The sequence below is a fragment of the Gimesia chilikensis genome (assembly GCF_008329715.1).
GTDB classification, from domain to species: domain Bacteria; phylum Planctomycetota; class Planctomycetia; order Planctomycetales; family Planctomycetaceae; genus Gimesia; species Gimesia chilikensis.
The window spans coordinates 26838-50654 of the sequence record NZ_VTSR01000007.1 but is presented as its reverse complement, the minus strand read 5'-3'; the positions used below and the strand labels follow the sequence as shown (position 1 = coordinate 50654).

The window sequence follows — 23817 nt, the reverse complement described above, 5'->3', positions numbered from 1 at the left end:
CGGCAACCTACTTGGAATGATTCAGGAACCCAAAGAGACTCTTTTTCTTCTTCGCGGCTGAGTCTTCATCATGGGTCAGGCTGTCTCCACCCACGTGTGCAGCCAGCTGCATAATACTGCGGGTCAGCTTGGCCTTGGGGGCCTGCAGAACCAACGGAACTCCATTATTTCGGGATTCAACCATTGTGGCGTAATCGTTGGGGATCTGCGCGAAAATCTCGCGACCGATCGTTTCCAGGGCTTTGTTGATACTGATCTGTGTATCTTCCAGCCCCAGACGATTCATGACCACCTTCACTTTGTCAGCAATCTGATCATGGTTGTCGAAGAACTGGGAAAGACGTACCACATTCCGTAAGCAGGGCAGGTCCAGCTGTGCTGTCAATAAAACGGAATCGGAAAGTTCCATCGCAGCCAGGTCGAGACTGTTATAGCTCTTGCTGACGTCGATCACCAGATGGGTGAATGTAGCCCGCAGCAGGGCAATAATTCGCCTGAGTACGTCCGTATTGATTTGGGTGGACATATCCATCTGCACGGGCCGTGGCAACAGAAACGCACCGCAGTTATGTTTGGTCAATGATCGTTTCAGCAACGAATAATCCAGCCGGGAAATGTTCTCTGCCACATCCTGAATTGTGTAATCGGGAATAATATCCAGCCAGACATCCGTATCTCCCAGTGCGAGATCCAGGTCAATCACCGCAACGCTGTTGTGTTCGTTGCTCGCCAGACAGCAGGCCAGATTGATGGCCAGTGAAGTACAGCCCACACCGCCACTCACTCCAGCCACGGTAATGACCTGACTGGAACGAGGCGCTTTGTGCTCGCCACCTTCTGATTTTCCCGAAGAGATCTGGATACGATTCAGCGCAGACAGGAAGTCTTCCAGTACCAGCGGGAAGCCCAGGAACTCTTTGGCCCCGTTTCGCATGGCACGCAGGATCAGGCTGCCTTCCTGCGAGCTGCTGACCACGATAACACTGCAACTGGGCAGGTCACGGGTCACCTGGGCAATCAGGTTCAGTGCCAGTTCAGGATTTGCATCCAGAGAAATCAGAGCAATGTCCGGCTTGGTCTGTGAGACCACTTCGGTGAAGAATTCATATCGACTGCACTCAGCCTCGAGCCAGACCATATCGACACCAATCAGCATGTTTTTCAGCTCATTGCGCGTCGCCTCATTCGGATCAATAATTGATAGTCGAACTACTCCACTCATAAGTGATCACTTCTGCTTAAGGTATTAATTCTTCCCTCTGATTACTCTATTATCGAATCAGAGCGGGGCGGGTTTTAAATTTTTTCTAGCCCCCCGGTCCAATTAAACCAGGCTGTCCTTTGGGTGGTGTACTTAAAGTCCCCGGTTTAGGAGCTGGTGCGGGATTTCCCGGTTTCTGCTTTGCCTTCCACTGTCCCTGCTTCCCCTCGGTCAGGTCAGGGACTTTCATCCCCTGAGCGCCGGCGACTGGTTTCGCGGGAGCCTGTTGCATCTTCTGCTGTTCCTGCAGAGCCTTCAGTTCCTCAGGAGACATCGCTGGCTTATGAATCACCTCAGACTGGATCGTCGGTGGGGCAGGGGGAGGCGGCATCTGCGACCGGGAAGCGGGTGGCAGTACATTATCTTCCATCTGCATCATAGACTCAGGACTGATCGGCCCAGGCACTGAATAGCGGCAGTCAGGACATTTGTCTCCATAACTGGGAACTTCCAGCACTCCATCTCCATACAGTTCGCGATCGGTTGGTGTCGCGGTGAACCGCCCCGGTCCTCCCGGAGGAATCTGTCCCGATTTCAGCGGCGAGACCAGTTCCGGCGTCACCATGATCACGAGTTCCGTTTCGCCTTCCGTATACCGTACCCGGCGGAATGCAGCCCCCACGACAGGTAGTTCGCCCAGGAAGGGAGTCTTGGAAGTCTCTGCCGTTTTTCGGCTGGAGATCAGACCAGCGATGACCATGGTCTCACCAAAGTTCATTTCCACAGCAGTATTGGCCCGCCGCACAGTCAGACCGGGGACCGTAGTTCCGGAAACCTGTACCGCGTTAGAAAAGTCACGTTCACTGACTTCAGGTTGAACTTCGAGTCGCAGACGTCCATTTCCCAGTACGATGGGAACTGCTTCCATGCGAACACCAAACTCACGCCATTCAATGGTCACCGTCCCCAGACTCTGAGGTACGAGAATCGGAAATTCACCACCAGACAGCAGGTTAGCAGGGCGACCACTGGTGGTAACCAGTTCTGGTTCCGCTAGAATTTTCAGTAAGGCCTCCTGTTTTAACGCTTCGATGAAGGCCTGGAAGATGCTGTTATCGCCAACGAGACCAAAGCCCATAGTGGCATTCCCCAGCAGCTGCTGGGAAGCTGTCAGAGCAGGTGGACCGCCGAAGGGGACGGAAATCCCTGTTAACGGTACCAGTGACCCCGGGTTACTGTAAACATATCCGCTCTGGTTCAGGAACAGCCAGTTCACGCCCAGTTGCCGAATCTTGGAACGTTGCACTTCCATGATTTTGACTTTCAGCAGAACCTGCTGCACACCAGCCAGTTTCATCTGATTCAAAACGCCGTTGGGAAAAAACTGTTCTGCGATTTCGACCATTTCGGTAATCGCTTCAGGCTCAGTCACCCAGCCTCGCAGCACAACCGAATCCTGGACTTTGATTGCGGTGACGGAAGAGCGGGGAAAGAGCTCTTTAAGATAGGCCTGCAGGTGACGGGCATCGCCACTGACGAAGGTTTCTACAGAATAGATCTTTCCGTTTTCGTCAGTAATGACCAGAGTGGTCACACCTGGCACCAGAGCCTGCACTCGAATCTCGTTGGGAGTCAGTGCGGTGACATTCAAAACCGTGGGGTCGAAGCCGTCGACACGCTTAATCTTGCCGGGAAATTTCAGAATCTTAGAGAACTTTTCGGTCACTTCCAGTTTCATCTGCTCGGATGAAACCTGGACAACCGGCTCACTGGCTCCGGGCGGAACGGGTGGAACGGGTGGTTCGTTCTGAGAATACGCCGTGGCACCGATCAGACTGAAGACCAGCGCCAGACAGAGTGAGAGTCCATGAACTTTGAAGAATTTGTTGAAGGCCAGCATCCGTGCCCCTTGCTTTTAACAATTGAGTCAACCAGTGCCCCCCTGAAGAGGGCCCTGGTATTACTCAGAATCGGTTATCAGTTTGTGCCTGCCAGGCCATCCTGCCTGTCTGGGCGATCCCCTGTCTGGTGAAGCAGAGCAGGGGGTCACACTTCAATTGATTTTCTGTTTCTGTCTTTTCGTAAACGAATCCCACAGATTTTTCAGAGCTGCCTGCTGGTCACTCAGTTCCTCTTCCAGCAGTTCCACTTCCTGAACAATTTTTTCTTCACCTGAATAAATCTCAATCTGCCACATTTTCTTCTCTTCTTCCATCGGCTCGACTTCGACTTCAGCAGAGGTCATCATCTGAGGCTCCTGCTGTTGATCGAGAAACTCTTTTGCCGACTTCGTGTTCTCCTGTGACTTCTTGGCAACAGGCTGTTTGTCTTCTTTTACATCGCCCTGTGTCTCTTCATCATCCTGCAGATATTCACTGCCATCAATTGAAAAGACCTCTGCCAGTTCCTGATCGTCAAACTGAACGTCCTCAGTGTCGGAATCATCTGATTGCGACCGCAGAGCGAGGTGAACTTCTCCTTTTTTCTCAGCCAGTTTCAGAATTGCTCCTTCACGGGGAGAGAGCAGTAATGATATGTTCTTGGACTTGACCTGATTGCTTTCGGTTCCACCAACGTCAGTGAGATGATCCGTGGCGAAGATCTTGACGCGTTCCAGAATTACTTTAGTGATGGTCGACAATCCCCCCTGTTGCTTTCGCGCCGTGAATGTCACATACACATCAACAAAGTCACCCGGGAGTATCAAACCACTGTGTGTTTTGGTCATATCGACCGATGTTGTAAAGACCCGTTTTCCTTCTGGAATCTCAACTGATGCGCCCCTTACACCTTGTTCACTGAGCTTCGCTTTCATCACGATTTCGCCAGGAACGGCCCGGGTTTTAATTGAGCGCTCTTTATATTCTTCCAGCTTTGTAACTGAGCCTTCTGGTATTTGATCAATGGGCCATGATTTAAATTTCACATTGGATTCCGTCAGGGGTGTCCCGGGAGCAATCTCGGAAATGGTCACCAGCACATTTGCTCGTTTGACCTCTTCCTTTTGATTATCCCGATTCAGGACCTGTCGGACGCCCAACATCGCAACTAAACCACAGCCAACTGCGACTACCAACATCATCAATGACTTCAGTTTCATTTCTGTCACCCGTAAAAGAGAAACACATCAGCGACACTCATGTTTCTCACAGGCTCACAGGAGCACTGTGAATCGAAGTGACTGACCCGATGGGTAACTGCTTTCTCAGTTAAACAGAAAGAACTTCTGTCATCATGGTCAACATCGGCACTCAGAGAGCGTTCGCTTCAATTTATAACGATTTTATCGTTTAAAATAATCATTCCGATTGGAGCGACCTCTTCGGCATAACAACCGAAGAGGTCCACAACTCCTGTTTTATCTATTTTCGCAGACTTCAAATCAGCCAGTCTTACAGCAGGCCGGCATAGAAGAAGTAAGCGATCGATCCGATGCAGATCGGAATCCCGTAAGGCAGCAGGTACATGGTAGGCTTGCGTTCTTTAGCAATCCGCGACAGTTCCCGTGGGTTCTTCACGGAACGCCATTCGTCCAGGATCACGATTGCCTGCCCGAGGTGCTTGTAAAAGCTCTTACGGTAAAGCACCATGCCGACAGCCATCACGGCTCCCACAACGGTTGTCACACAGAACGCATAGAAGGTGATTTTCACCCCCAGCCAGGCACCGATGCCGGCCATCAGTTTCACATCCCCCGCGCCCATGCCACCAACGCTATACAGCGGGAGCAGGGTAGCCAGTCCGACAGCCATCCCCAGCAGTCCCCAGCCCAGGCCAGCCAAACCACCGGTCCAGGTCATGTAGACCAGACCAGAGAGAACCATCGGATAGGTAATCCAGTTCGGAACCCGCAGTTCTTTACCATCAATGTAAGCAGCGTAAATCAAGACGATGGAAACAAACTTAACATGCCAATTCTCGAGAAGTAACTGATGCCAATCCATCAATCTGGCCTTTCTTATTTCATTCTGAGTGAAATGCGGTTGAACACATTTCCTGAGGGATAGTTCTTGTCAGTAAATTTCACAGCCCAGGTAAGTCTCATTTTCTGTGAGTTCCACCACCGTTCGAAGTAGAGGAGCTGAGCTGCGATCAGTTGTATGCTTATTATTCAGTCTAGGTCACAGACCGGGCAGGGCAGGGAATATCTTGAAAAAACAACGGTTTTTCCACGCCACTGAAGGGCCTGCATGAGAAGGTCACACTGTCTGTTGAAACGCCGGATTATTAAGACAATCGACGGCAGAATCACCGGCCAGTCTGCGAGACTGGTCTGACAGTGTGCCATTATTTTTTGATCGGGCTTTAGATGCGGCTGCCGGTCAGCAGTGAAGTGAACCAGACAATGACCATCATAATCATCATCATAAATTCCAGAACTGCTCCCGCGTGGGCATCGAAATAATACGGAAACATACTGCACTCTCCTTGATTTTTAACAGTGATTGAAACACATGGGGATTTCATTGCCGGGGCAGGCTGAGGCCCTGAATTTCAGTGTCCCGTTACGCAAGAAAACGCTCAGCCGAATGGTTCGACTGAGCGGTTTTCTCGTAGTTTCGTTGCGATACAGATCGCCTCGATTAGGTCAACGCGTCACGAACCTGTTCGAATTTCGCATTGGCGTTTGTACCAACAGCCTGGATGGCAGTCAGACAAACGATGACGATCAGAGCCAGCATGACAGCGTATTCAACAGCTGTAGGACCATCTTCTGATACCAGGAAATTCTTGATGCTCTTTGTCAGATTCTTCATTGTTGCTCTCTTTCTTTCCAATTGGAGTCGAGTCATGAACCACATGCATCGACAAAACAACCAAGCCATGGTAATGAACCACAGCTCACCCGAAACATTGCCTCCCTGAGTGACGTCCTCGCAGGAAGCGTCCAATATGCCCCCTCTTAGAAGAGCTGAATTCTGTAAACAAAGAATGTTCACAGAAAATATTGGTGTAGATTGAACTCATATGAAAACGGAAATCTCTTTCCGATATGATGTCAAACTTGTTTTGCAGAGCTGATCCGTTTCACTTTCAGGATCAAACTTCTGCTACCTAAACCTAGGTCACGGGTTAAAACAGTCAAGCAGAGAAAGAAAAGATTTTTGGATAATATTTACCGGTTTCGTAAAAGAAACACTCAAGTCCGCGCAAACCGCTGCCGGGATAGCGTCTGTTTTTTGCCTGTTGAGAATCGACAACTCGAAATTATTTTCGTGTCGCAAACCGCTAATTTGGCTGGAGAAAGCAATCTTGCCCTCGCAGGTCTACGGAGCATCTCCACAGGAGCGTTATTCTGCCTGCCAGTCCTGGAGCTTCTGCTCTATCCGTTCGCGGTCCAGCCGATCCGGATGCGTGTCGCGCAAGGCTCGCTTGAGGATCTCGACCGCCTCTGCGGACTCTCCCCGCTGGTGATAACTGTTCGCCAGTTGAATCTGCACGACGGGTAACTGGGGCACCTGCTGCGCGGTATATTGCCACAGGTTCATGCCATTTTTCCAGACACTCAGGTAGTGCGAGGTCTGCAGACTGAAACGCGTGAAGAGTGCCAGCGCCAGAACACCAAACACAGCAGGCACCAGATAACCGGACACACGCCGTCTGCCAAAATATCCGATAATCACACGAATTTTCAGTTGCTCCAGAAACTGATACAAGCCGCTGAACAGCAGTGCAAAAAATGGGATGCAGGGCAGATACAGATAGCGGTCATTCATCAATGTTGTGATCGGGAACAGGTTCAGCACCGGTAACAGCAGGAGCAAAAACGTAGCTCCCGCAAACAGGATCAATGGATTTCGTCTGCCCATCCGCACAAACAGCGCCGCTGCGATCAGCCAGCAGACGACCGACAACAGTACTAACTGACCAATGCCTGAGACAGGCGGGTCGTACAGCACCGAACGGCTCTGAGGCCAGATCAGCATCTGCACATATTTGGACATAATTACGCTGTCAACAGAGAGAATTTCGAGCTTACTCATCCCGAAGTGGTCGCGCACGCCCCCCAGTTCACTCGTCTGTGCCAGCATGGTAATCACCAGTAAAAGCAGGGCACAGCAGCCGGGAAAGATCTGTCGCTTGACCGCTTCCCGGAAGGGAACTTTTGCCACCCAGTAGTCGTAACAGAAGACAATCGACGGCACGACGACTGCCAGTGCCTTGGAAAGCAAAGCCCCAATGAAACAGACAAATCCCCAGGTATTCTGTTCGAGTGTCCGCTCCTTTCTCAGCCAGTACCAGAGCGCAGCCAGGATGAACGCTCCGGACAGCAGCCCTTTGCGTGAAGAGATCCAGACCACGGTTTCAACCTGCACGGGATGAATCGCGAAGACCGCCGCCGTCGCCCAGCCCACCATTCGATTCCCACTGAGTCGGGTGACCAGCAGATAAGCCAGGACCACATTGATCAGGTGCAGTAGAATGTTCGTCAGATGATATCCACCGGCCCACAAACCATAGAGTGTATGATCAACCAGAAACGAAAAGACGGTGAGGGGCGCATAGTTTCGCGTCACCACTTTTGTAGCGACCAGCTGCAGATTTTCGGGCTGCCAGCTCTTGATCAGCGGATTGTGAATCACGTACCACGGGTCATCCCAGTTGACAAAATCAAAGGTCAGAGCAGCGCCATAGCTGACCAGCACAACCAGCGCCAGCGAGATCAGCGGCAGCTGCTGACTCTTAATGGCCTGCCAGATTTGCCAGGGCAGTTCGATTCGCTTATGACCATTCATGAGATTAACACCATTTCTATCTTGATCCGCGGACGGAGTATCACGTACCCAAAACATAGTTTGAAATCTGTAAGCTGCAGATGCTTTGAAAAAAATGTTGCCTGAAGACAACATCCTCAGCGGGGACGGGCACGAGAGTCGGCAAAATCGATAGAACCGGAAGCATTTCAAAATCCGCAAGACAGCGTCTTCTATCCCAGCGACGAAGTGACCGAATCGTGAACTAGGCTTAGGTACAACATGATTTAAGCTGCCCGGCAGTGATCTACTTCACTTCTTCTCGGAGAGTAACGTGCTCGATTCATCCACCAGTCCTGATAGTAACCAGAGTGTCGCCGTCCCCGTCTTTGCACCTGACAGCGCCGAGATGATGGCCCAGTTCCAAAACCTGGAACCACTGCTGGCCGAAATCGAACAGGCCTACACTCCACAGACTGATACGCCACCGGCTTCGGCGGAACCAGTTCCCACGACGGGCAAGACCGTCGTCGTCATGCCGGCCTATAATGCCGCTTCAACATTACTCAAAACACTCGCTGATCTGCCACAGGATGTCGTCGACGAAATCATCCTGGTTGATGACGGCAGTACAGACCCCACCGTGGATCTCGCTCTGCGGGAAGGGCTCACGGTCATCAGACATAAAGAAAACCGGGGTTATGGAGGGAACCAGAAGACCTGTTACCAGTATGCCCTGGAGCATGGCGCCGAATACATCGTCATGCTGCACCCCGACTATCAGTACGACAGTCGCGTAGTGGGACTCGCCGTAGAGTTACTCAAGCTGGATATCTGTGACGTCGTACTGGGTTCGCGGATCCGCACACGTAAGGAAGCCCTCGCGGGAGGCATGCCGGCCTGGAAATATCTGACGAATCGAATGCTGACCATTACCGAAAACATTGCCCTGGGTCAGAACCTGGGAGATTTTCACAGCGGTTTCCGTGCCTATCGCAGGGAAGTTCTGGAAACAATTCCATTCGAACGGAATTCCAATGACTTCGTCTTCGACAGCCAGTTCCTGGCACAGGCTGTTCACTTTCAGTTCCGCATGGGAGACATACCGGTTCCGGTCCGCTATTTTCCGGAAGCTTCGAGTATCAACTTCCGCCGTTGTGTAAAGTACGGCATCTGCACACTGGCGGTGCTGGCTCGGTTCTGGGCACAACGACTGCGAATTCGTCCCTCAAAAATCTTCTTCAGTAAACAGACCGATTCAGACACTGAGAATCGCGAGCAACTCCAGCAGGCTTCACAAAAAAAGGCAGGCACGCCGGAAAATTAATTCCAGCGAATGCCTGCCTTGCAGAAGCTCTAAATGCGGTTTCGTTATTCGGCCGCAGGGGGCTGTTCAACCGGTGCGGGCTGGCGCACAAAGTGCACCACGATTGCCAGTCCGATAAAGATCCCCAGTGCGGTAAACCCGTATCCGGCAAAGCTGCTGGATTTGATACTGAACAGCGAACCAAAGGTTGCCAGCAGGGTGGCAATCCCCATCGCGATATTCCAGACGACACGTTTGCCGCCGGTAGGAATCCGCTCGCCCAGAATCTGCTTTGAGTTCATCATGAAGAAGAACGTCAGGTAGGCGATCGGCAGCAGCACCATTCCGAACATCGAAGTGGGTACTGCCAGCCAGGCCTTGGCATCCCCTTTCCAGAAGAAGGAGCCAACTGACCCCGTAATCGCCGGCATGAAACAGCCAATCCGGTGGTACATCCCTTTGGGTTCTACTCCCAGCATTTCGCAGAATACGAAACCGTTGATCAACATCAGAATGATGATGGTGGAAACGGCCATCGATAACACGCCGATCCCGAAAACCAGCTGTGAGACAGTGGCTCCCGCCAGTGGTTTCAGAGCAGAAGCCAGCTGGAAGGCATCTCGGTTGACCAGCATTGCAGCCAGCTTCCGTTCCGGCAGGGGAATGGCATCCCGCTTCTGCTCCAGTGCCTGTTGATCGCTCGACAGTTCCTTCCACTCTGCGGGAGAAACTTCCGCCTGAATCCGGCTGTCCAGCAGCTTATGGTACTGTCCCAGCAGACCGGGATCGGCTTTAACAACCTGTCCCTGTTCGTCTTTTTCTCCCAGCAGGCCCGCCGCCGGTTTCGCGTGGAACTGGGAAGCAGCTGCGATCACAACACAACTGGTCGCCAGAACGAATGGCACAAACAGACCGGTCGAGAGGTCGAACATTGCCAGACCACGGAAGTCCTTGTCCCAGCCTTTGGCCCGCATGGAGTAGGGTAACAGGAAGGTCATATTGATACCGACGGCTGTCGCTGCCGCTGTGATCATCACCTTCTGCTGATTGCCGACGATCAGGTTTTTCCAGTAATCGGCATATTGTCCGGCTTCGGATAAAACACCCGCAAACTCAGGAGAGGGATTATTAAACAGACTGAAATTGGGAATGTAGCCTGCCAGAATCTTGGCCCAGTCCAGATCGTTTGTGGAAACGCTCATCTTAATGACCACACCAAAGAAGCAGATCACCACGATCCCGACCAGGATCTTCAAAATCCCTTCAAACAGCTTGATGCCCCATCCGCCCGAATCGTAGAACCAGATCACAATCCCGGAAAGAACAAACATCATCGCGACCGCTAAGATTTTCCCGCTGTCATCATTGGTAAAGAGTTCGGGAGCCAGGTTCTGCTGGAGTGCCGCGGTTCCCAGTGCATACTGAGGCATACACCAGACCAGGTTGGCCATCAGGGTCGCAATCGCCCAGCCCCAACCCAGAACCGGGTTAATGTGTGTATTGATCGCCGTGAAGGGGCGTTCTTTGGTGGAGAGTGCCACGTAACCAATGGCACTCAACATGATCACGCCCATGATCATCGCCAGTGGCTGCAGCCACATCAGGTGATAACCAGAGAGAATACCCAGGTAGAGACCGCCAGCCAGCGACCCGCCCCCCAGGGTGATTGCACTCTGCAACCAGCCAGGACCGGAAAGTTTTGTGTATGCCAGTAACTTGGCTCCCGTACCACGCTGTTTGGCATCCAGAATTAACTGGCGATCTTGTTCAATCCGGGAATTGCCTGCTTCGTCTGTCATTGCAAACTCTTACTATAACTGTATTTATCGGGCGAGTAAAATCGACTTTGTTAATTAGACAAGAAGCCCAAGGTAACCAGTTCCAGAGCGAGAATCAAGCATCGTTGATTGAAGGCATGTGACTTTCAGCTAACAATCAGCCGTCGATCGATCTCAGTGGAAAGTAACGACACCATGCGAAAACAGCTCCGCCGGAAACGGGGATATAGTAAAGGATGTTAAATAAGAGTTGCGGGACATTAACTAAAAAGAGCGGCTCAAACCGTACTGTTTGAGCCGCCCGAATCAGCTTAGATTAACGATTCACAGATCGCAAAGGCTACTTCTTCAAACTCCCGGAGACCGTGATGATCAGATCTTTGGGGTCAATGAATTTAGCAAATGCCTTCTGAGCCGCTTCGGCTGTAACCGCATTGATCTTCTTTTCCAGATCAATGTAATAAGTCATGTCACGATCGGCGAACAGGTTCGTCGTCAAAATTCCGGCCAGTGAAGCATCGCTGGTCCGTGAGACTTCCTGTTGTTCCAGGTAGCCTTTCTGGGCATTCGCCAGTTCTTCACCTGTGATGCCTTTGGAAATCAGCAGTTCCAACTCTTCTTTAATCGCAACTTCGACCTTTTCCATATTGTCCGGGTTGCAGCTGGCGTAGATGGAAATCGATCCGCGGGGATCGACATTGTCTGCATGAATGAACGCCCCCACGCCATAAGCCAGACCTTCCTTCTGACGTACCCGGTCACCCAGTCGTGAGGAAAGACCGCTGGATCCCAGAACCGAACCAGCGACAATCAGATCCGGGTACTCGGGAGACATACTGTTCATCGGAAAAGTCAGACCGGCGAAATAGAACGCATTCGCTTTGTCGGGAATGATGATCTCCGTCAGCTTGCCGGGAATCTTGTGTGGCTCAGAAGGAATATGAGCATACTCGGCAGGAGATTTCCAGTCGTTCAGTACGGTTCCCAGCTGCTCGAAGATTTCCTCTTCTGCGAAATCACCGACGACGGCGATTTCCCCCACAGAGGCGCCCAGATAATTCTCATACAGAGACTGCAGATCACTCTGCGTCAACGCCTTGACGCGGGCAGTCTCTTCATCGATATCTGGAACATAGCGGGGATCTTCAGGAGCATAAGGCCGCAGTTGACGCCTTACCGAGAGAATGGCCCGCGACTGAGGATCGGTTTTCTGCTTATCCAGCATCGCGACCTGCTGTGTTTTCAACAGTTCCAGTTCGCTGGCCGGCAGGGTTGGCTCACGCAGAATCTGACGCAGAATATCGAGTACTTTGCCCAGGCTGTCGCGTCGGGTTTTGATTCCTACATTCACTTCACCCGGCGAACCGGAGAGCGAAAGTTGTGCCCGCAGCTTGTTGAGTTCATCTTCAATCTGCTGACGCGTCAGGTTTTTCGTGCCCCGCTTCATAATCGCAGGCAGAAACTCACAAGCCGTCCGCTTGCCTTGCAGATTTTCGAGGTTCCCGTAACGCAGGGTCATTCTCAGGTTGACCTCTTCGCCACGCGTCTTCTTAGACAGTAACGCCACTTTCACACCGCCGGGCAGTGTTTTTATTGTGGTCCGTTTATCAATATTCTCGGGAGAAACGTCGAAGTTTTCACCCGTCGCGACCGCTTCGCGGCCTTTGTAATCGCCAATCATCTTTTCGATGTCAGCTACCTGGGGGATCGCTACTTTCTGGCTTTCCTCTACGGGAACAAAGATCCCGACCGTCCGGTTGTTCTCTTTCAGATATTCATCGGCAACCCGTTTGACATCTTCGGGAGTCACTTTTTCCAGAGCATCGCGATACAGGAACCGCAGACGCCAGTCGCCCATCGCCACCCATTCAGAGAGTTCAACGGCGAGACGGGAACTGTTGTTCTCGGCCTGCTCGTACTGTTTCAGCAGTTTCTGTTTGGCGCGGGCCACGTTTTCTGGAGAAATTCCTTTCTCGCGAACTTCCTGCAGGGTATCGAACATAATTCCCAGTACCACCTGCGGGTCATTACCTTTGATGACTTCCACCATCAACCGCAGTACGCCCGGATCGTGTAACGCAAAAATCGAACCCGATACGCTGGATGCTTTTTTCGTTTTCACCAGGGCCTGATACAGAACACCGGAAGGATCGTCTGTAAGCGTCGATTCCAGTACATCCAGAGCCGCCATGTCTTTGTGGGCGGCTGCGGGGATGTGATATGCGACACCGACAACGGGGACTTCCCCAATGCGTTTCAGTGTCACGATCCGCTCGCCTTCCTGGGGAGGCTCTTCAGTGTAGGTCTTATCCAGCTTGCGCTCGGGGCGGGGGATGGTGCCGAAATATTTGTTGATCAGCTGCAGAGCCTGATCCGTTTCGAACTTCCCGGCCACAATCAGCACGGCATTATCGGGCTGGTAATATTTTTTGTAGAAGGCTTTCAGACGATCGATTGGCACACGCTCAATATCAGCCCGGTTCCCGATCGTCGATTTTCCATAGTTATGCCATTCGAATGCTGATGCCATTACCTTTTGCATCAGCATGCGGGATGGGCTGTTTTCACCTCGTTCGAATTCGTTCCGCACGACCGTCATTTCTGAAACCAGGTCTTCTGCCTTCACATAACTGTTCAGCATGCGGTCGGCTTCCATCTTCAGGGCGAATTCCAGATTATCTTCGCTGGCGGGCAGCGTTTCGTAGTAATTCGTCCGGTCGTACCAGGTGGTTCCGTTGAACTGGGCACCACGCGCCTGCAGTTCTTTAGGAATATTCTGATGCGTGGGAGTCCCTTTAAACAACATGTGCTCCAGCAGGTGTGCCATGCCGGTCTCGCCATAGCCTTCATGCCGTGACCCGACCAGCAGTGTCAGGTTGACGGTCACCTTGGGGCTGGATGCATCAGGGAAGAGCAGCACACGCATCCCGTTGCCCAGCTCATACTCCGTGATCCCTTCCACGGTACGAATTTTCTGAGGAGGAGCAGGGTTGTCTGCAGCAGTCACAAACGATTGGGAAACAAAACTCATTACAAAAAGTACCCCTGCGGTTAAACTCCATTTTTGTCGATTCATCATCCGATATCTCGCTCCACTTGAGAGGTTCAGCAATATTAGTTGTTGTTCTTGACTCAGTAGTGTCGGCAAACTCTTACGAAATTATAGGCGATTGGCGGGAGAGCAACAATCACTGACAGCAGATTTCAGCCAGTTCGATTTGATTTGCCAGCCTCGCGCCACCACGTGGATACCAGCCCGATGACGATGCCGGTCCCCAGCCCGAAGCCATGTGCGTAATTAGCTACATTCCCGACCACGCCGGCGATGCAGAGAAAAAACCAGCCAATCAGAATGATCACCATGTTGGGTGGTATGAAAAAACTGGATTGCGGATCGTATAAGCTTTTCATCCACATGTATCCAAACAAACCATAAACGACGCCTGACAGTCCACCGAACATGGGGCCCGAGAACCAGTACTGCGCCAGGTTAGATGGAACGGCGATCAGAATCACCATCGCGGCCAGTTTCAGACTGCCCCGATTGATTTCAATTGCGCCACCCAACTGGTAAGTCATGATGCAGTTAAACAGGATGTGCAACGGACCAAAGTGAAGAAAAATGGGGGAGACCAGACGCCAGAGTTCACCCTTTTGAATATCCAGCAACCGGGTATCATAACGCACCATATCGCCGGATACCTCGAATGAGCAGATACTCAGGGCCTGGCGAATGGGGATGTTGTAGTCATTGGTTTGCATCAGCAGAAACACGACCACACTGACACCGATCAGCAGGGATGTTACCGGACAGCGACTGGTGAAAGGCTGATTCCAGGTATCACGCACTTTCACCTGACGTTTGACGGCCGCCCGGGCCTGGGCGATTCGTTCGTCCCGAATGGCTTCCGCCTGACGGGTTGCTGCCTGGTACTTCTCTGCGCCAGGATCCTCTGTGAATGCGGCCAGTTCCTGCTTGGCCTGTTCGACCTGATCTTCATCCAGGATCCAGATGTTCCACTCGTCACCGGAAGTATCGATGTTGGCGCCGATCTCCTCTGTGAGCAGAAAGTCTTCGAACAGTTTCGCCTGCTGCTCTGAGGGCAGCGTCCCAATTTTTCGCATCGTGTTTACAATCCATGCCCCTGCTTAACAACATTGACTTCCATGTCAGGCATCAACGGACCCGCAGGTAAAACGGGAGAAATCAGTCCTGCTTCAGGGCAGATAAGTGAGTTTGAATTTGTTGTTCTAAAGTTGTGCGATCAGACCACGGAGTATAATGGGCCCGCATGATAAAACCATAGGCTTCGCCCGGCTGATAGTCCGGAATAAACCATTGAAAATCCCAGGCGGGATTCTGCTTTCCCCCTCCGGTCGGGGACTGGGCAAACCAGATCTGATCCTGTGATCTGAATAGCTGAGTATAAGCATAATTGTTACGAATACCATAGTACCACGGACGCGAATACACATAAGCAGAGGGGTGGTTGACCAGAGTCAGCGGGAAATCTACAGCAACGCGGGGCAAGAACCGGGCTCCGGCAGGGGGATGTGTACTGTCGACTCCATGTGCGGGTGTGCGGGCATGTAAAAATTGTTCGCCCTGATCCGTTCCCTCTTTCCGCTTCCCGTAAAAATGGATCCGACGATCCTGGGGAGCCTGGATGTAACTGGCCCAGAACAGGCCGATATAGCCATTTTTGAACAGATCCGCATGCGGAATACACTCAAACGTGTATTGGATCGTACCGTCGTCCAGTATCTGGTATCGACCACAGCTCTCCAGTTTCCAGTTCGGCGTCGGTGCCTGGTAGAGTTCCACCGTATCCTCGGAGATCACCCGCAGCTGCATGGGAAACTTGCGCGGTTCAAACTTTTCCGGCAGCCGGGTCGTCCCATCGTGAATATGCTCAAAGTTGAGTCCAGCCAGCGCGGGAACAAACAGATTCTCTTTCTGCCCTGCATACTTGAGTGAAGCCAGACCATTATAGCCGGCGCGGTGCCCCGGCAGCCGTTTGGTATCGACGGCCGCATTATCAACAATCACCGCAGTCACTTTACCGCGTTTCAATACGAAGAAATGGGCATCGGTCGTGCGATATTTGACCTGAGGGTTGGTCAGACTGGTAACTCCCGGCGATGCCAGGGGATGCCTGGCTGATAACGGGCTCACCATAAAACAACATAATACCAGACCAGCCAGAGCGCACCGGATCCAGTTCATATCAGTTCTCCCCTCAGGCAGGTGCCTGGCTTCAGTCCTGCTGCATTGTGTCCAGGTAGTTACGAAATTCGTGAATCCGTCGGAGGTCAAAGCCTTCCGGTGATTTCTCCAGCAGATAATCGGTATCGGCGATCGCCTCGGCAATCCGTCCCGTCTGATAACGCAAAACTGCCCGCAGCCAGCGTTCCTGCAAGAGTTCCTCATCGATGGCAATCATCGTCTCCACGTAGCGGAGCATGGCCTGAACATCTTCGTCGTCACGGGCGAGATTCAACAGATTGCGCAACATCCGCTGGATGATTTCGCGTTTGGGCTGTGACTTGAGAAACTCAGCATCGAAGCGGCCTCCATTCGCAGTGAGAATCATGACCTTGGCGGCTTCGTCACTCAGAGGTTCGCCCCCCTCGAAGACGTCCACCAGTTCTCCCTTTTCCGAAATGGAGTTCACGCGGACCACAAAATGTCCCGGCAGCCCCACGCCATCAATGTCGAGCCCCAGGCGTCGTCCCAGTTCCATATACAATACGGAAAGTGTAATCGGCAGCCCTTCACGATCCTCAATCGTCTCGTTGATATAACTGTTGGATCGGCTGTAGTAGTTCGTGCGGCTGCCATGGAAGCCCGTTTCATGGAACAGATACTGATTTAGTGCTTTGAGCTTTGCTTTCGCATTCGCATCTTCGGGTAACGTCTTGTTGATCTCATTGGCCATGCTCTTCATCTGGCCGAGGTAGACTTTGGGATCCACTTCATTATTGTCCAGACGCGCGATCAATAAAGCGGCTTCCATGAGATCAATGTCCGCCTCTTTTTTATCGCTGGCGAAGATCGCCTTGAGCTCATCGCGAACGGCGCGTTCATGAATCGACTGTGCCAGCTGTTTCAGACGCTCAGCCTGTTTCTGTAAGAGACGCGCCCGCTCCTGTAGAGCCTGCTGCGCCCGTCGCTCGTCAGTTTCCTTCACCACCGCTTCGATCAGATCTGCCTGGGGCGGACGATCCACGCGGAGATCTTCCGTCAGATCCAGAATTTTCTGTGCGGTCTCCTTAGAAGGGCGGTAGGGGGGGATCTCGGAAGCAATCTGGAATCCACGGAACGAAGCCACCGTATTACGAAACTTAGCCAGCCCGACTTTCCCCTCGGTATAGCGCTGGTCTTTGACCTCGAAAACCTTTTCATCGTTCACGAAGCAGAGGATGCGATCCTTCTCCAGGCGCACTTTCAGATGATTCCATTCCTCTTCGCGATACGCGTTGCTCTTTTTTTCATCCAGCACCCGCCACAAAAAGACATCCGGCCCGTCGAAACGGCTGATCCGCAGACTCTTATTGCTGGGGTAGAAACCGTAGTGTTTTGTGTTTTCATCAGAATAGAAAATGAGCCCCGCAGCCCCCGACTCATCATCCAGCTTGACCTCCACAGCCACTTCGTAAGGGAGTTCGGGCAATGCTTCCTGGGAGACACACAACGAACGGCTGCCCAGACCGGAGCCGAATCCATCCACCTGGATTCGGCCGGCACGCTGTCGCCAGCGGGAACCAAACAGGGGTTTCCAGAGATGCTCATCCAGAGTACCGATAGTTAGCCAGCGATCGATGGGCACGGGGTTCGGCTTTTCCAGCAGTCCTTTTAAAGCACTGACATTCACAGCATATCCCAGGTTGCGGGTGACCGCTGACTTGAGTGTCACAATTCCCTGCACGCGTCCCTGGGAATCCAGCACCGGACCGCCACTGTTACCAGGTTCGATGGGAATCGCCAGTTGGAGCATCGGCTTACCATCAACTTCCCGGGTACCCGAGTTGACTCCCTTGACCACGCTGTAACGCAGTCCCTGCGGATTCCCCAGCACAACCACTTCTGCTCCCTGCTTGAGCGTATCAGGCTCAGCCAGCTTAAGAGGTTTGAGATTATCGACGGCGATTTTCAAGACCGCCAGATCCATCTGCCGATCGGTGGCGTAGACTTCCTGGACTTCATAACTGGTCCCATCTGAGAGTTGCACAGTTATCGGCCGTGCCTCTCCGATCACATGCAGGTTGGTCGCGATCAAGCCGTTGGCGTCAATCACGAATCCGGTTCCCATGCCGGCTTCCTGTCCGTCACGTCCCGCGAAGGATACTGACACGACCGATTCTTTAGCCCGTACCGCCAGATCTTCTGCTGACACCCCCGGATCCGATTCTGATGCCTGTGCTTCCGGACGTGGTGCCACCAGGGGCTGTTCCTCGACCGCGGTGACGACCGAGGGCATGAGCAGCAGACAGGTCAAACTGAAAACTGACAGGGCTGGGAATAAAACGCGTTCAGCCCGGCAAACTCGTCTGAACATGGGCAGGCATCCTCGTAAGGGGAAGGGGGTGAGCTACTTAATCACTCCGATTGTATGTGACCGGCTGGCAGAATGCAAAAAAGATCGTACTTTTCCCGTTTCCAGACAGGAGTTTACAACACGCTTGACGTTGCTGGACTGAAATGACAAGCTGGAATCCTGGTTCGGTGAATTGTCCCCAACTGTTTATTTAAGGCAGATACTATGCGCTCCGTTCTGTTTTCATTTCTGATTATTCTCAGCTGCCTGCTCAGCCCCGCACAACAGACGACTCAGGCCGCCTCACAGCCTAATATTCTTTTCCTGTTTACCGACGATCAGGCCCCCTGGGCACTCGGGAAATCAGGGCACCCGCACGCCAGGACACCCAACATCGATCAGATTTTTCAGAACGGAGCTTACTTGGTCAATTCCTTCACAACGACACCGGTCTGCAGTCCTTCGCGGGCCAGTCTGGTCACCAGCCGCTACGGCAGCGAACTGGGCATCACCGACTGGCTGCATCCCCGCACGGAACCGGAACTGGGGCTGAAAGGTGATACGATCACCTGGGTCAAACTGCTTAATGAAGCGGGCTACCGAACCGGCCTGATCGGAAAATGGCACCTGGGACTGCTCGATCAACAGCATCCGACCCGCTTCGGATACGATTACTTCATGGGCTTTCGCAGCGGAGGCAATGTGCCTAAAGATCCCACGCTCGAAGTGAACGGCAAAGATCAAAAGCTGAAAGGCCTGCTTCCCGACATCCTCGTCGATGATGCCATTCGCTTCATCAGCCAGGAATCAGACAAACCGTTCCTGCTTTCTCTGCACTTCCGCGCGCCGCACACACGCTGGCTGCCGGTCGCCGACGAAGACTGGGCGCCCTTCAAAGACCTTGATCCACAGATTCCGAACCCCGACTATCCGGATCTGAATACGAAACGGGTTAAGCAGATGACCCGCGAATACCTGGCGAGCGTGGCCAGTGTGGACCGGAATGTCGGACGCCTGCTGAAGACACTGAAACAATTGAATCTGGCTGAGAATACAATCGTGATTTTCTCCAGCGACCATGGCTACAACATGGGACACAACGGCATCTGGCACAAAGGGAACGGACACTGGGTGCTCAACCAGAATCCCCCCGCCACGAAGAACATTCCCAAGGGGCAGCGGCCTAACATGTACGATAACTCCATCCGCGTTCCCACTGCTGTGCTCTGGCCTGGAGTCACCCAATCCGGACAGGTTGTTCAAGGTACCGTCTCGAATCTGGACTGGTTTCCGACACTTCTGGAGATGGCCCAGGTCCCGATCCCCTCAAATCTGACAATTCGTGGCACGAGTTTTGTGCCCCTGCTGAAAAAAGAAAATGAGCAAGCGTGGGACAACGACTTTTACGCGGAGTATAGCACTAAGCATCAGTCACAGACCCACATGCGAATGTACCGCACGCCGGAATGGAAACTGATCCGCGACTTCCTAAACCCTGAAAGAGATGAGCTTTACCATCTAACCACAGATCCACAGGAAGCGACCAATCTCATCCAGTCCCAGGATCCGAAGGTCCAGAAAATTCGCGATGAACTGCACCAGAAGATCCTTTCGAACATGAAATCGATCGACGACTCCGTGCTGCAGCAGGTCGGGCAGGGCTCCTGAATCGACAATTTTGTAAAAAAGTCAAAACTGCTCTTGCAAGAAAATTCAAACCGATATACATTTCGCGCCAGCAATCAACTACTTGCCCGGCAGGAGCCGGCCGCATGCTCGCCGCTGGAGGAGCGAGCCCTTCCTATATAAGAGACACATGACAGCAAAATAATTGCTGAATTGAGTCGAACGACTGACTCAATAGTCCTTTTGGTTGCCTGATTCTAACGCCGACACGTATCAGAGTATGTCGGTGCACAGAGCGGAACACAATCGATCCACAGATAGATCGAGTTGCATCCGTACCCCACCCAGGCAGTGTTCGAGTTGTTTGAAACACGTTCTGTTCCGCATTACAAGAAGGAGTCTTTCAATGTTGGTCTTATCCCGCAAAGTCAACGAATCCATTCAGATTGGCGACAACATCCAGATTACGATTATCGAAACCCGCAAGGGAACCGTGCGTCTGGGAATTAACGCCCCCCGGGAAATTCAGATTTCCCGCCCTGAGCAGGTCAAACAGACTGTGACTCAGGAAACCACCACACAGGAAGGAAACCGTGAGAATTCTCAGTTTTCCCTCTCCTTTTGTGGCACGATTTCCTGAACCGGTTTCGCACATCGGACAGCCGGAGGAAGCGCACCCGCGCCTTCCTGCCCCTGTCCGGGCGAAACCCTGACACCACAGCCTGCCGACCTCCCACCACGACTGAATCCGCCCGCCGGTCTCTCTGAATCCTTTTGAATTTTCCAGGTCCCCCTGTCGGGCTCAACTTACGCGCCGATAAGGGGACGGGACCAGGCATTAAGTCTGGAGAAACAGCCAAACGCATCAATTTCTACTTGTGTGTATCCATGCTCACGGTTAGAATCTAAACAATCCTGTGAAATTCCTGCATCCCGACACCACAAAGTACCCACCAAAGAAATTGACGTTCCCGCCTGTATCCACAAGCCAGAGGTAACTTCATGAGTGCTGACCGTTCTGTTTACTGTCCCGGCCCAATGTCACGCCGCAGTTTTCTTCAGGCCGGTTACATGGCACTGGGAGGTCTGGGGCTGGCCGACCTGCTTCGTCAGCGCGTACTGGCTAATTCACTCAATCCCCAGGCAGGGAACCGTGAAGATACCGCAGTGATTTTCATCTGGCTGCTGGGCGGCCCCAGTCATATGGAAACGTATGACATGAAACCCAACGCCCCCAGTGACTATCGCGGACAGCTCAATCCCATCGCCACGCGGACACCCGGCATGGAGATCTGCGAACTGCTTCCGCTGCACGCGAAAGTTGCGGACAAATTTTCGATCATCCGCTCCATCTCGCATGAAGACTCACAACACGCCCGTGGTTCGGTCCGTTTTCTGAGTGGTCGTAAAACACAGAGCGTTAACCCGGTCTCCGAGTTTCCTACCGTTGGGCCTATTGTCGCCAAAATGCGCGAGCACCGTCGCGTCGGCGTCCCCAATTATGTCGCCAGTTCTCCACGGGCCTACGGGGGTGGCAGTGCCTACCTGGGTGAATCCGCGATGCCCTTTGTCGTAGGCGGGAATCCGGGTGCGCCGGGTTACTCAGTGCCCAACCTCTCGGTTTCCAACAGTGTCAAAGATCGCCTCGATGACCGGCTGGGACTGCTGCAATCGTTTGACAGCTTCCGCAGAGACGTCGACCTGCACGGTTCCATGCAGGCTCTGGATAACATCAACGAACAGGCCCTGGGCATGCTCACCAGCGACAAAGCCCGCCAGGCTTTTGATCTGTCACAGGAGAGCGAAGCTACCCGCGACCGTTACGGCAGACACAAATGGGGCCAGCGGGCACTCCTGGCACGGCGGCTCGTCGAAGCAGGCACCAGCTTCGTCACGATGTATATGAACAACCCCGACATCCCCGGCACCCAGAAAAACCGCATCCATTCCAACTGGGATATCCACGCAATTAACGGCGACCTGTATTACGACCTGAGCGTGCGGATGCCGCCGTTCGACCGGGCCGTCTCGGCACTGATTGAAGACATTTATGCTCGCGGTCTGGATAAGAGAGTCCTGCTGGTTGTCTCCGGAGAATTCGGTCGTACGCCCCGGATTGATGTGAAACCCGGCACCAAAAGCAAGGTCATGCAACCGGGCCGCGACCACTGGCCGGGGGCGATGTCGGTTCTGGTCTCCGGGGGTGGGGCTCCCATGGGGCAGGTCATCGGCTCAACGACCGCCAAGGGAGAATACGCCAAGGACAACAAGCTGGATCCCAACGACCTGCTGGCCACCGTTTACCACTTCATGGGCATTGATCAGAACCACGAATTCCTGGACCGTAGCGGCCGCCCTATGCCTATCCTGCCTCATGGTTCACCAATCAAAGAACTGATCTAAGCTGGCGCGTTCAGTTGCATTTTCCGACGCCAGAGGATAAATCTGCTCTGGAATTTCTACAGGCCGTCTGTCAAAATTTCCACAGGCCCCACCATCAGGTTGAGGGCCTGACTGATTTCCCCATCGATCAGGTTAAGAGCATGAAACGACTCACAGTAAAACAGCAGGCGATCCTCAGTTTCATCCGCGTTTACCGAGCCAGGGCAGGGGCCGCCCCCACCGTACGGGAAATCGGCGCCGCCTTCGGCATCAGATCTACCAACGGCGTTGTCGACCATCTCAAAGCCCTGGAACACAAAGGCCGGCTCAAACGCATCGGCACCATGCCCCGCGGCATCGAAGTCATCGAAAACCTGCGCATGCGGTTTTCAGGGACCGTTTCCTGAGCAATTCGGAATCACATCCTCCTCTTTCGCCAGCCAGCAGCATTGAGAGAAGCAGGTCATGACGAAACAGTCCCCGAAAGCACTGTTCCTCTCACATGGAGGCGGCCCGATGCCGCTGCTGGGGGATCCTGGGCATCGTGAAATGGTTTCCTGCCTGAAACAGATTGCCTCTCAAATCCCCAGACCCGCTGCGATAGTGATGGTGAGTGCCCACTGGGAAGAGTCGCTGCCCACCATCACGGCCGGGGACCAGCCGCCTTTGATCTATGATTACCACGGGTTTCCGGAAGAGTCCTATCAAATTCAGTATCCCTGCCCGGGCAAGCCTGTACTGGCGCACGAAGTCGCTGAACTCTTGCAACAAAGCAATATCGAAGCCCGACTGGATGAGATACGCGGATTTGATCATGGCATGTTTGTGCCTCTCAAAATCATGTATCCGGAAGCCGATATTCCCTGTGTCCAGCTGTCAATTGTGAATTCGCTGAAGCCACAGCAACACATCCAGATGGGTCAGGCACTGCAGTCACTTCACCAGCAAAACGTGCTGGTGGTCGGCTCGGGATTTTCCTTCCATAATCTGGATGCCTTCTTCTCAGCCGAGACTGCTGAGTCGCAGAAAATGAATCAGTCATTTGAAGAGTGGCTCGTGGAAACGTGTTGCAGCACGGACTATTCCGAGACAGAGAGAATGCAGCGACTGACCGCATGGGCTGACGTTTATGGAGCCCGTTTCTGCCATCCCCGGGAAGAACATCTGCTGCCGCTCCACGTCTGCTACGGAGTCGCCCAGGCCCCGTGCACCGCGGTTTATGAGATTCAGATCTTAAACAAGAAGGCAAGCATGTTTCTGTGGTGAGTCAGTCAGTCTTCGTCATAAACGG

17 protein-coding genes are annotated in these 23817 nt (G+C 52.9%); 6 read left to right on the top strand and 11 right to left on the bottom strand.

What is annotated here, in order from left to right:
- Positions 1-7: 7 nt before the first annotated feature.
- The 6 genes from FYZ48_RS09835 to FYZ48_RS09810 all read right to left on the bottom strand — a co-directional run bounded on the left by FYZ48_RS09835 (position 8) and on the right by FYZ48_RS09810 (position 7938).
- On the bottom strand, positions 8-1222 hold the full coding sequence (locus FYZ48_RS09835; protein WP_149339847.1) for an AAA family ATPase: 1215 nt from the start codon (positions 1220-1222) through the stop codon (positions 8-10).
- A gap of 85 nt (positions 1223-1307) precedes the next feature.
- The gene (locus tag FYZ48_RS09830) at positions 1308-3101 is read right to left on the bottom strand and encodes a type II and III secretion system protein family protein (RefSeq protein WP_149339845.1); all 1794 of its coding nucleotides are present in this window, start codon (positions 3099-3101) and stop codon (positions 1308-1310) included.
- Positions 3102-3254: 153 nt separating this feature from the next.
- A complete protein-coding gene (gene cpaB / locus FYZ48_RS09825; protein WP_145040589.1) occupies positions 3255-4301 on the bottom strand; it encodes a Flp pilus assembly protein CpaB in 1047 nt (348 codons plus the stop codon).
- Positions 4302-4593: 292 nt separating this feature from the next.
- Entirely contained in the window at positions 4594-5145 is a 552-nt protein-coding gene (locus FYZ48_RS09820; RefSeq protein ID WP_145440228.1) for an A24 family peptidase, read from the bottom strand.
- 639 nt (positions 5146-5784) lie between these two features.
- Positions 5785-5958: a Flp family type IVb pilin gene (locus tag FYZ48_RS09815; protein ID WP_144985973.1), complete on the bottom strand. Its 174-nt coding sequence runs from the start codon at positions 5956-5958 to the stop codon at positions 5785-5787.
- Between the two features lie 534 nt (positions 5959-6492).
- Positions 6493-7938 carry a hypothetical protein gene (locus FYZ48_RS09810; protein WP_149339842.1) on the bottom strand — a complete coding sequence of 482 codons (1446 nt, stop codon included), beginning with the start codon at positions 7936-7938 and terminating at the stop codon, positions 6493-6495.
- A gap of 292 nt (positions 7939-8230) precedes the next feature.
- On the opposite strand from FYZ48_RS09810, the gene FYZ48_RS09805 reads away from it, so the two are divergent.
- Entirely contained in the window at positions 8231-9223 is a 993-nt protein-coding gene (locus tag FYZ48_RS09805) for a glycosyltransferase family 2 protein (RefSeq protein ID WP_242022550.1), read from the top strand.
- 44 nt (positions 9224-9267) lie between these two features.
- Here FYZ48_RS09805 and FYZ48_RS09800 read toward each other — a convergent pair whose 3' ends face one another.
- The 5 genes from FYZ48_RS09800 to FYZ48_RS09780 form a co-directional block, all read right to left on the bottom strand.
- Complete coding sequence (locus FYZ48_RS09800) at positions 9268-11001, bottom strand: divalent metal cation transporter (protein WP_149339840.1); 1734 nt, start codon at positions 10999-11001, stop codon at positions 9268-9270.
- Positions 11002-11320: 319 nt separating this feature from the next.
- On the bottom strand, positions 11321-14011 hold the full coding sequence (locus tag FYZ48_RS09795; protein ID WP_149339838.1) for a M16 family metallopeptidase: 2691 nt from the start codon (positions 14009-14011) through the stop codon (positions 11321-11323).
- Positions 14012-14184: 173 nt separating this feature from the next.
- Entirely contained in the window at positions 14185-15105 is a 921-nt protein-coding gene (locus FYZ48_RS09790; RefSeq protein WP_149339836.1) for a rhomboid family intramembrane serine protease, read from the bottom strand.
- An 82-nt stretch (positions 15106-15187) separates the two neighbouring features.
- Positions 15188-16207, bottom strand: coding sequence for a hypothetical protein (locus FYZ48_RS09785; RefSeq protein WP_149339834.1), 1020 nt, complete (start codon positions 16205-16207; stop codon positions 15188-15190).
- A 31-nt stretch (positions 16208-16238) separates the two neighbouring features.
- A complete protein-coding gene (locus FYZ48_RS09780) occupies positions 16239-18539 on the bottom strand; it encodes a transglutaminase family protein (RefSeq protein ID WP_149339832.1) in 2301 nt (766 codons plus the stop codon).
- A 204-nt stretch (positions 18540-18743) separates the two neighbouring features.
- On the opposite strand from FYZ48_RS09780, the gene FYZ48_RS09775 reads away from it, so the two are divergent.
- The 5 genes from FYZ48_RS09775 to FYZ48_RS09755 all read left to right on the top strand — a co-directional run bounded on the left by FYZ48_RS09775 (position 18744) and on the right by FYZ48_RS09755 (position 23792).
- Positions 18744-20186 carry a sulfatase family protein gene (locus FYZ48_RS09775; RefSeq protein ID WP_149339830.1) on the top strand — a complete coding sequence of 481 codons (1443 nt, stop codon included), beginning with the start codon at positions 18744-18746 and terminating at the stop codon, positions 20184-20186.
- 364 nt (positions 20187-20550) lie between these two features.
- Complete coding sequence (csrA, locus tag FYZ48_RS09770; protein WP_145040571.1) at positions 20551-20784, top strand: carbon storage regulator CsrA; 234 nt, start codon at positions 20551-20553, stop codon at positions 20782-20784.
- A 362-nt stretch (positions 20785-21146) separates the two neighbouring features.
- Entirely contained in the window at positions 21147-22547 is a 1401-nt protein-coding gene (locus tag FYZ48_RS09765; RefSeq protein ID WP_145184501.1) for a DUF1501 domain-containing protein, read from the top strand.
- Positions 22548-22687: 140 nt separating this feature from the next.
- On the top strand, positions 22688-22933 hold the full coding sequence (locus FYZ48_RS09760; RefSeq protein WP_145040567.1) for a LexA family protein: 246 nt from the start codon (positions 22688-22690) through the stop codon (positions 22931-22933).
- A gap of 58 nt (positions 22934-22991) precedes the next feature.
- A complete protein-coding gene (locus FYZ48_RS09755) occupies positions 22992-23792 on the top strand; it encodes a DODA-type extradiol aromatic ring-opening family dioxygenase (RefSeq protein WP_149339828.1) in 801 nt (266 codons plus the stop codon).
- Positions 23793-23817 lie beyond the last annotated feature (25 nt).

What these genes read in the sequence shown, in the direction of transcription:
- FYZ48_RS09835 (WP_149339847.1), bottom strand. Translation starts at nt 1,222, where the DNA reads ATGAGTGGAGTAGTTCGACTATCAATTATTGATCCGAATGAGGCGACG.
- FYZ48_RS09830 (WP_149339845.1), bottom strand. Translation starts at nt 3,101, where the DNA reads ATGCTGGCCTTCAACAAATTCTTCAAAGTTCATGGACTCTCACTCTGT.
- cpaB (WP_145040589.1), bottom strand. Translation starts at nt 4,301, where the DNA reads ATGAAACTGAAGTCATTGATGATGTTGGTAGTCGCAGTTGGCTGTGGT.
- FYZ48_RS09820 (WP_145440228.1), bottom strand. Translation starts at nt 5,145, where the DNA reads ATGGATTGGCATCAGTTACTTCTCGAGAATTGGCATGTTAAGTTTGTT.
- FYZ48_RS09815 (WP_144985973.1), bottom strand. Translation starts at nt 5,958, where the DNA reads ATGAAGAATCTGACAAAGAGCATCAAGAATTTCCTGGTATCAGAAGAT.
- FYZ48_RS09810 (WP_149339842.1), bottom strand. Translation starts at nt 7,938, where the DNA reads ATGAATGGTCATAAGCGAATCGAACTGCCCTGGCAAATCTGGCAGGCC.
- FYZ48_RS09800 (WP_149339840.1), bottom strand. Translation starts at nt 11,001, where the DNA reads ATGACAGACGAAGCAGGCAATTCCCGGATTGAACAAGATCGCCAGTTA.
- FYZ48_RS09795 (WP_149339838.1), bottom strand. Translation starts at nt 14,011, where the DNA reads ATGAGTTTTGTTTCCCAATCGTTTGTGACTGCTGCAGACAACCCTGCT.
- FYZ48_RS09790 (WP_149339836.1), bottom strand. Translation starts at nt 15,105, where the DNA reads ATGCGAAAAATTGGGACGCTGCCCTCAGAGCAGCAGGCGAAACTGTTC.
- FYZ48_RS09785 (WP_149339834.1), bottom strand. Translation starts at nt 16,207, where the DNA reads ATGAACTGGATCCGGTGCGCTCTGGCTGGTCTGGTATTATGTTGTTTT.
- FYZ48_RS09780 (WP_149339832.1), bottom strand. Translation starts at nt 18,539, where the DNA reads ATGTTCAGACGAGTTTGCCGGGCTGAACGCGTTTTATTCCCAGCCCTG.
- FYZ48_RS09775 (WP_149339830.1), top strand. Translation starts at nt 18,744, where the DNA reads ATGCGCTCCGTTCTGTTTTCATTTCTGATTATTCTCAGCTGCCTGCTC.
- csrA (WP_145040571.1), top strand. Translation starts at nt 20,551, where the DNA reads ATGTTGGTCTTATCCCGCAAAGTCAACGAATCCATTCAGATTGGCGAC.
- FYZ48_RS09765 (WP_145184501.1), top strand. Translation starts at nt 21,147, where the DNA reads ATGAGTGCTGACCGTTCTGTTTACTGTCCCGGCCCAATGTCACGCCGC.
- FYZ48_RS09760 (WP_145040567.1), top strand. Translation starts at nt 22,688, where the DNA reads ATGAAACGACTCACAGTAAAACAGCAGGCGATCCTCAGTTTCATCCGC.
- FYZ48_RS09755 (WP_149339828.1), top strand. Translation starts at nt 22,992, where the DNA reads ATGACGAAACAGTCCCCGAAAGCACTGTTCCTCTCACATGGAGGCGGC.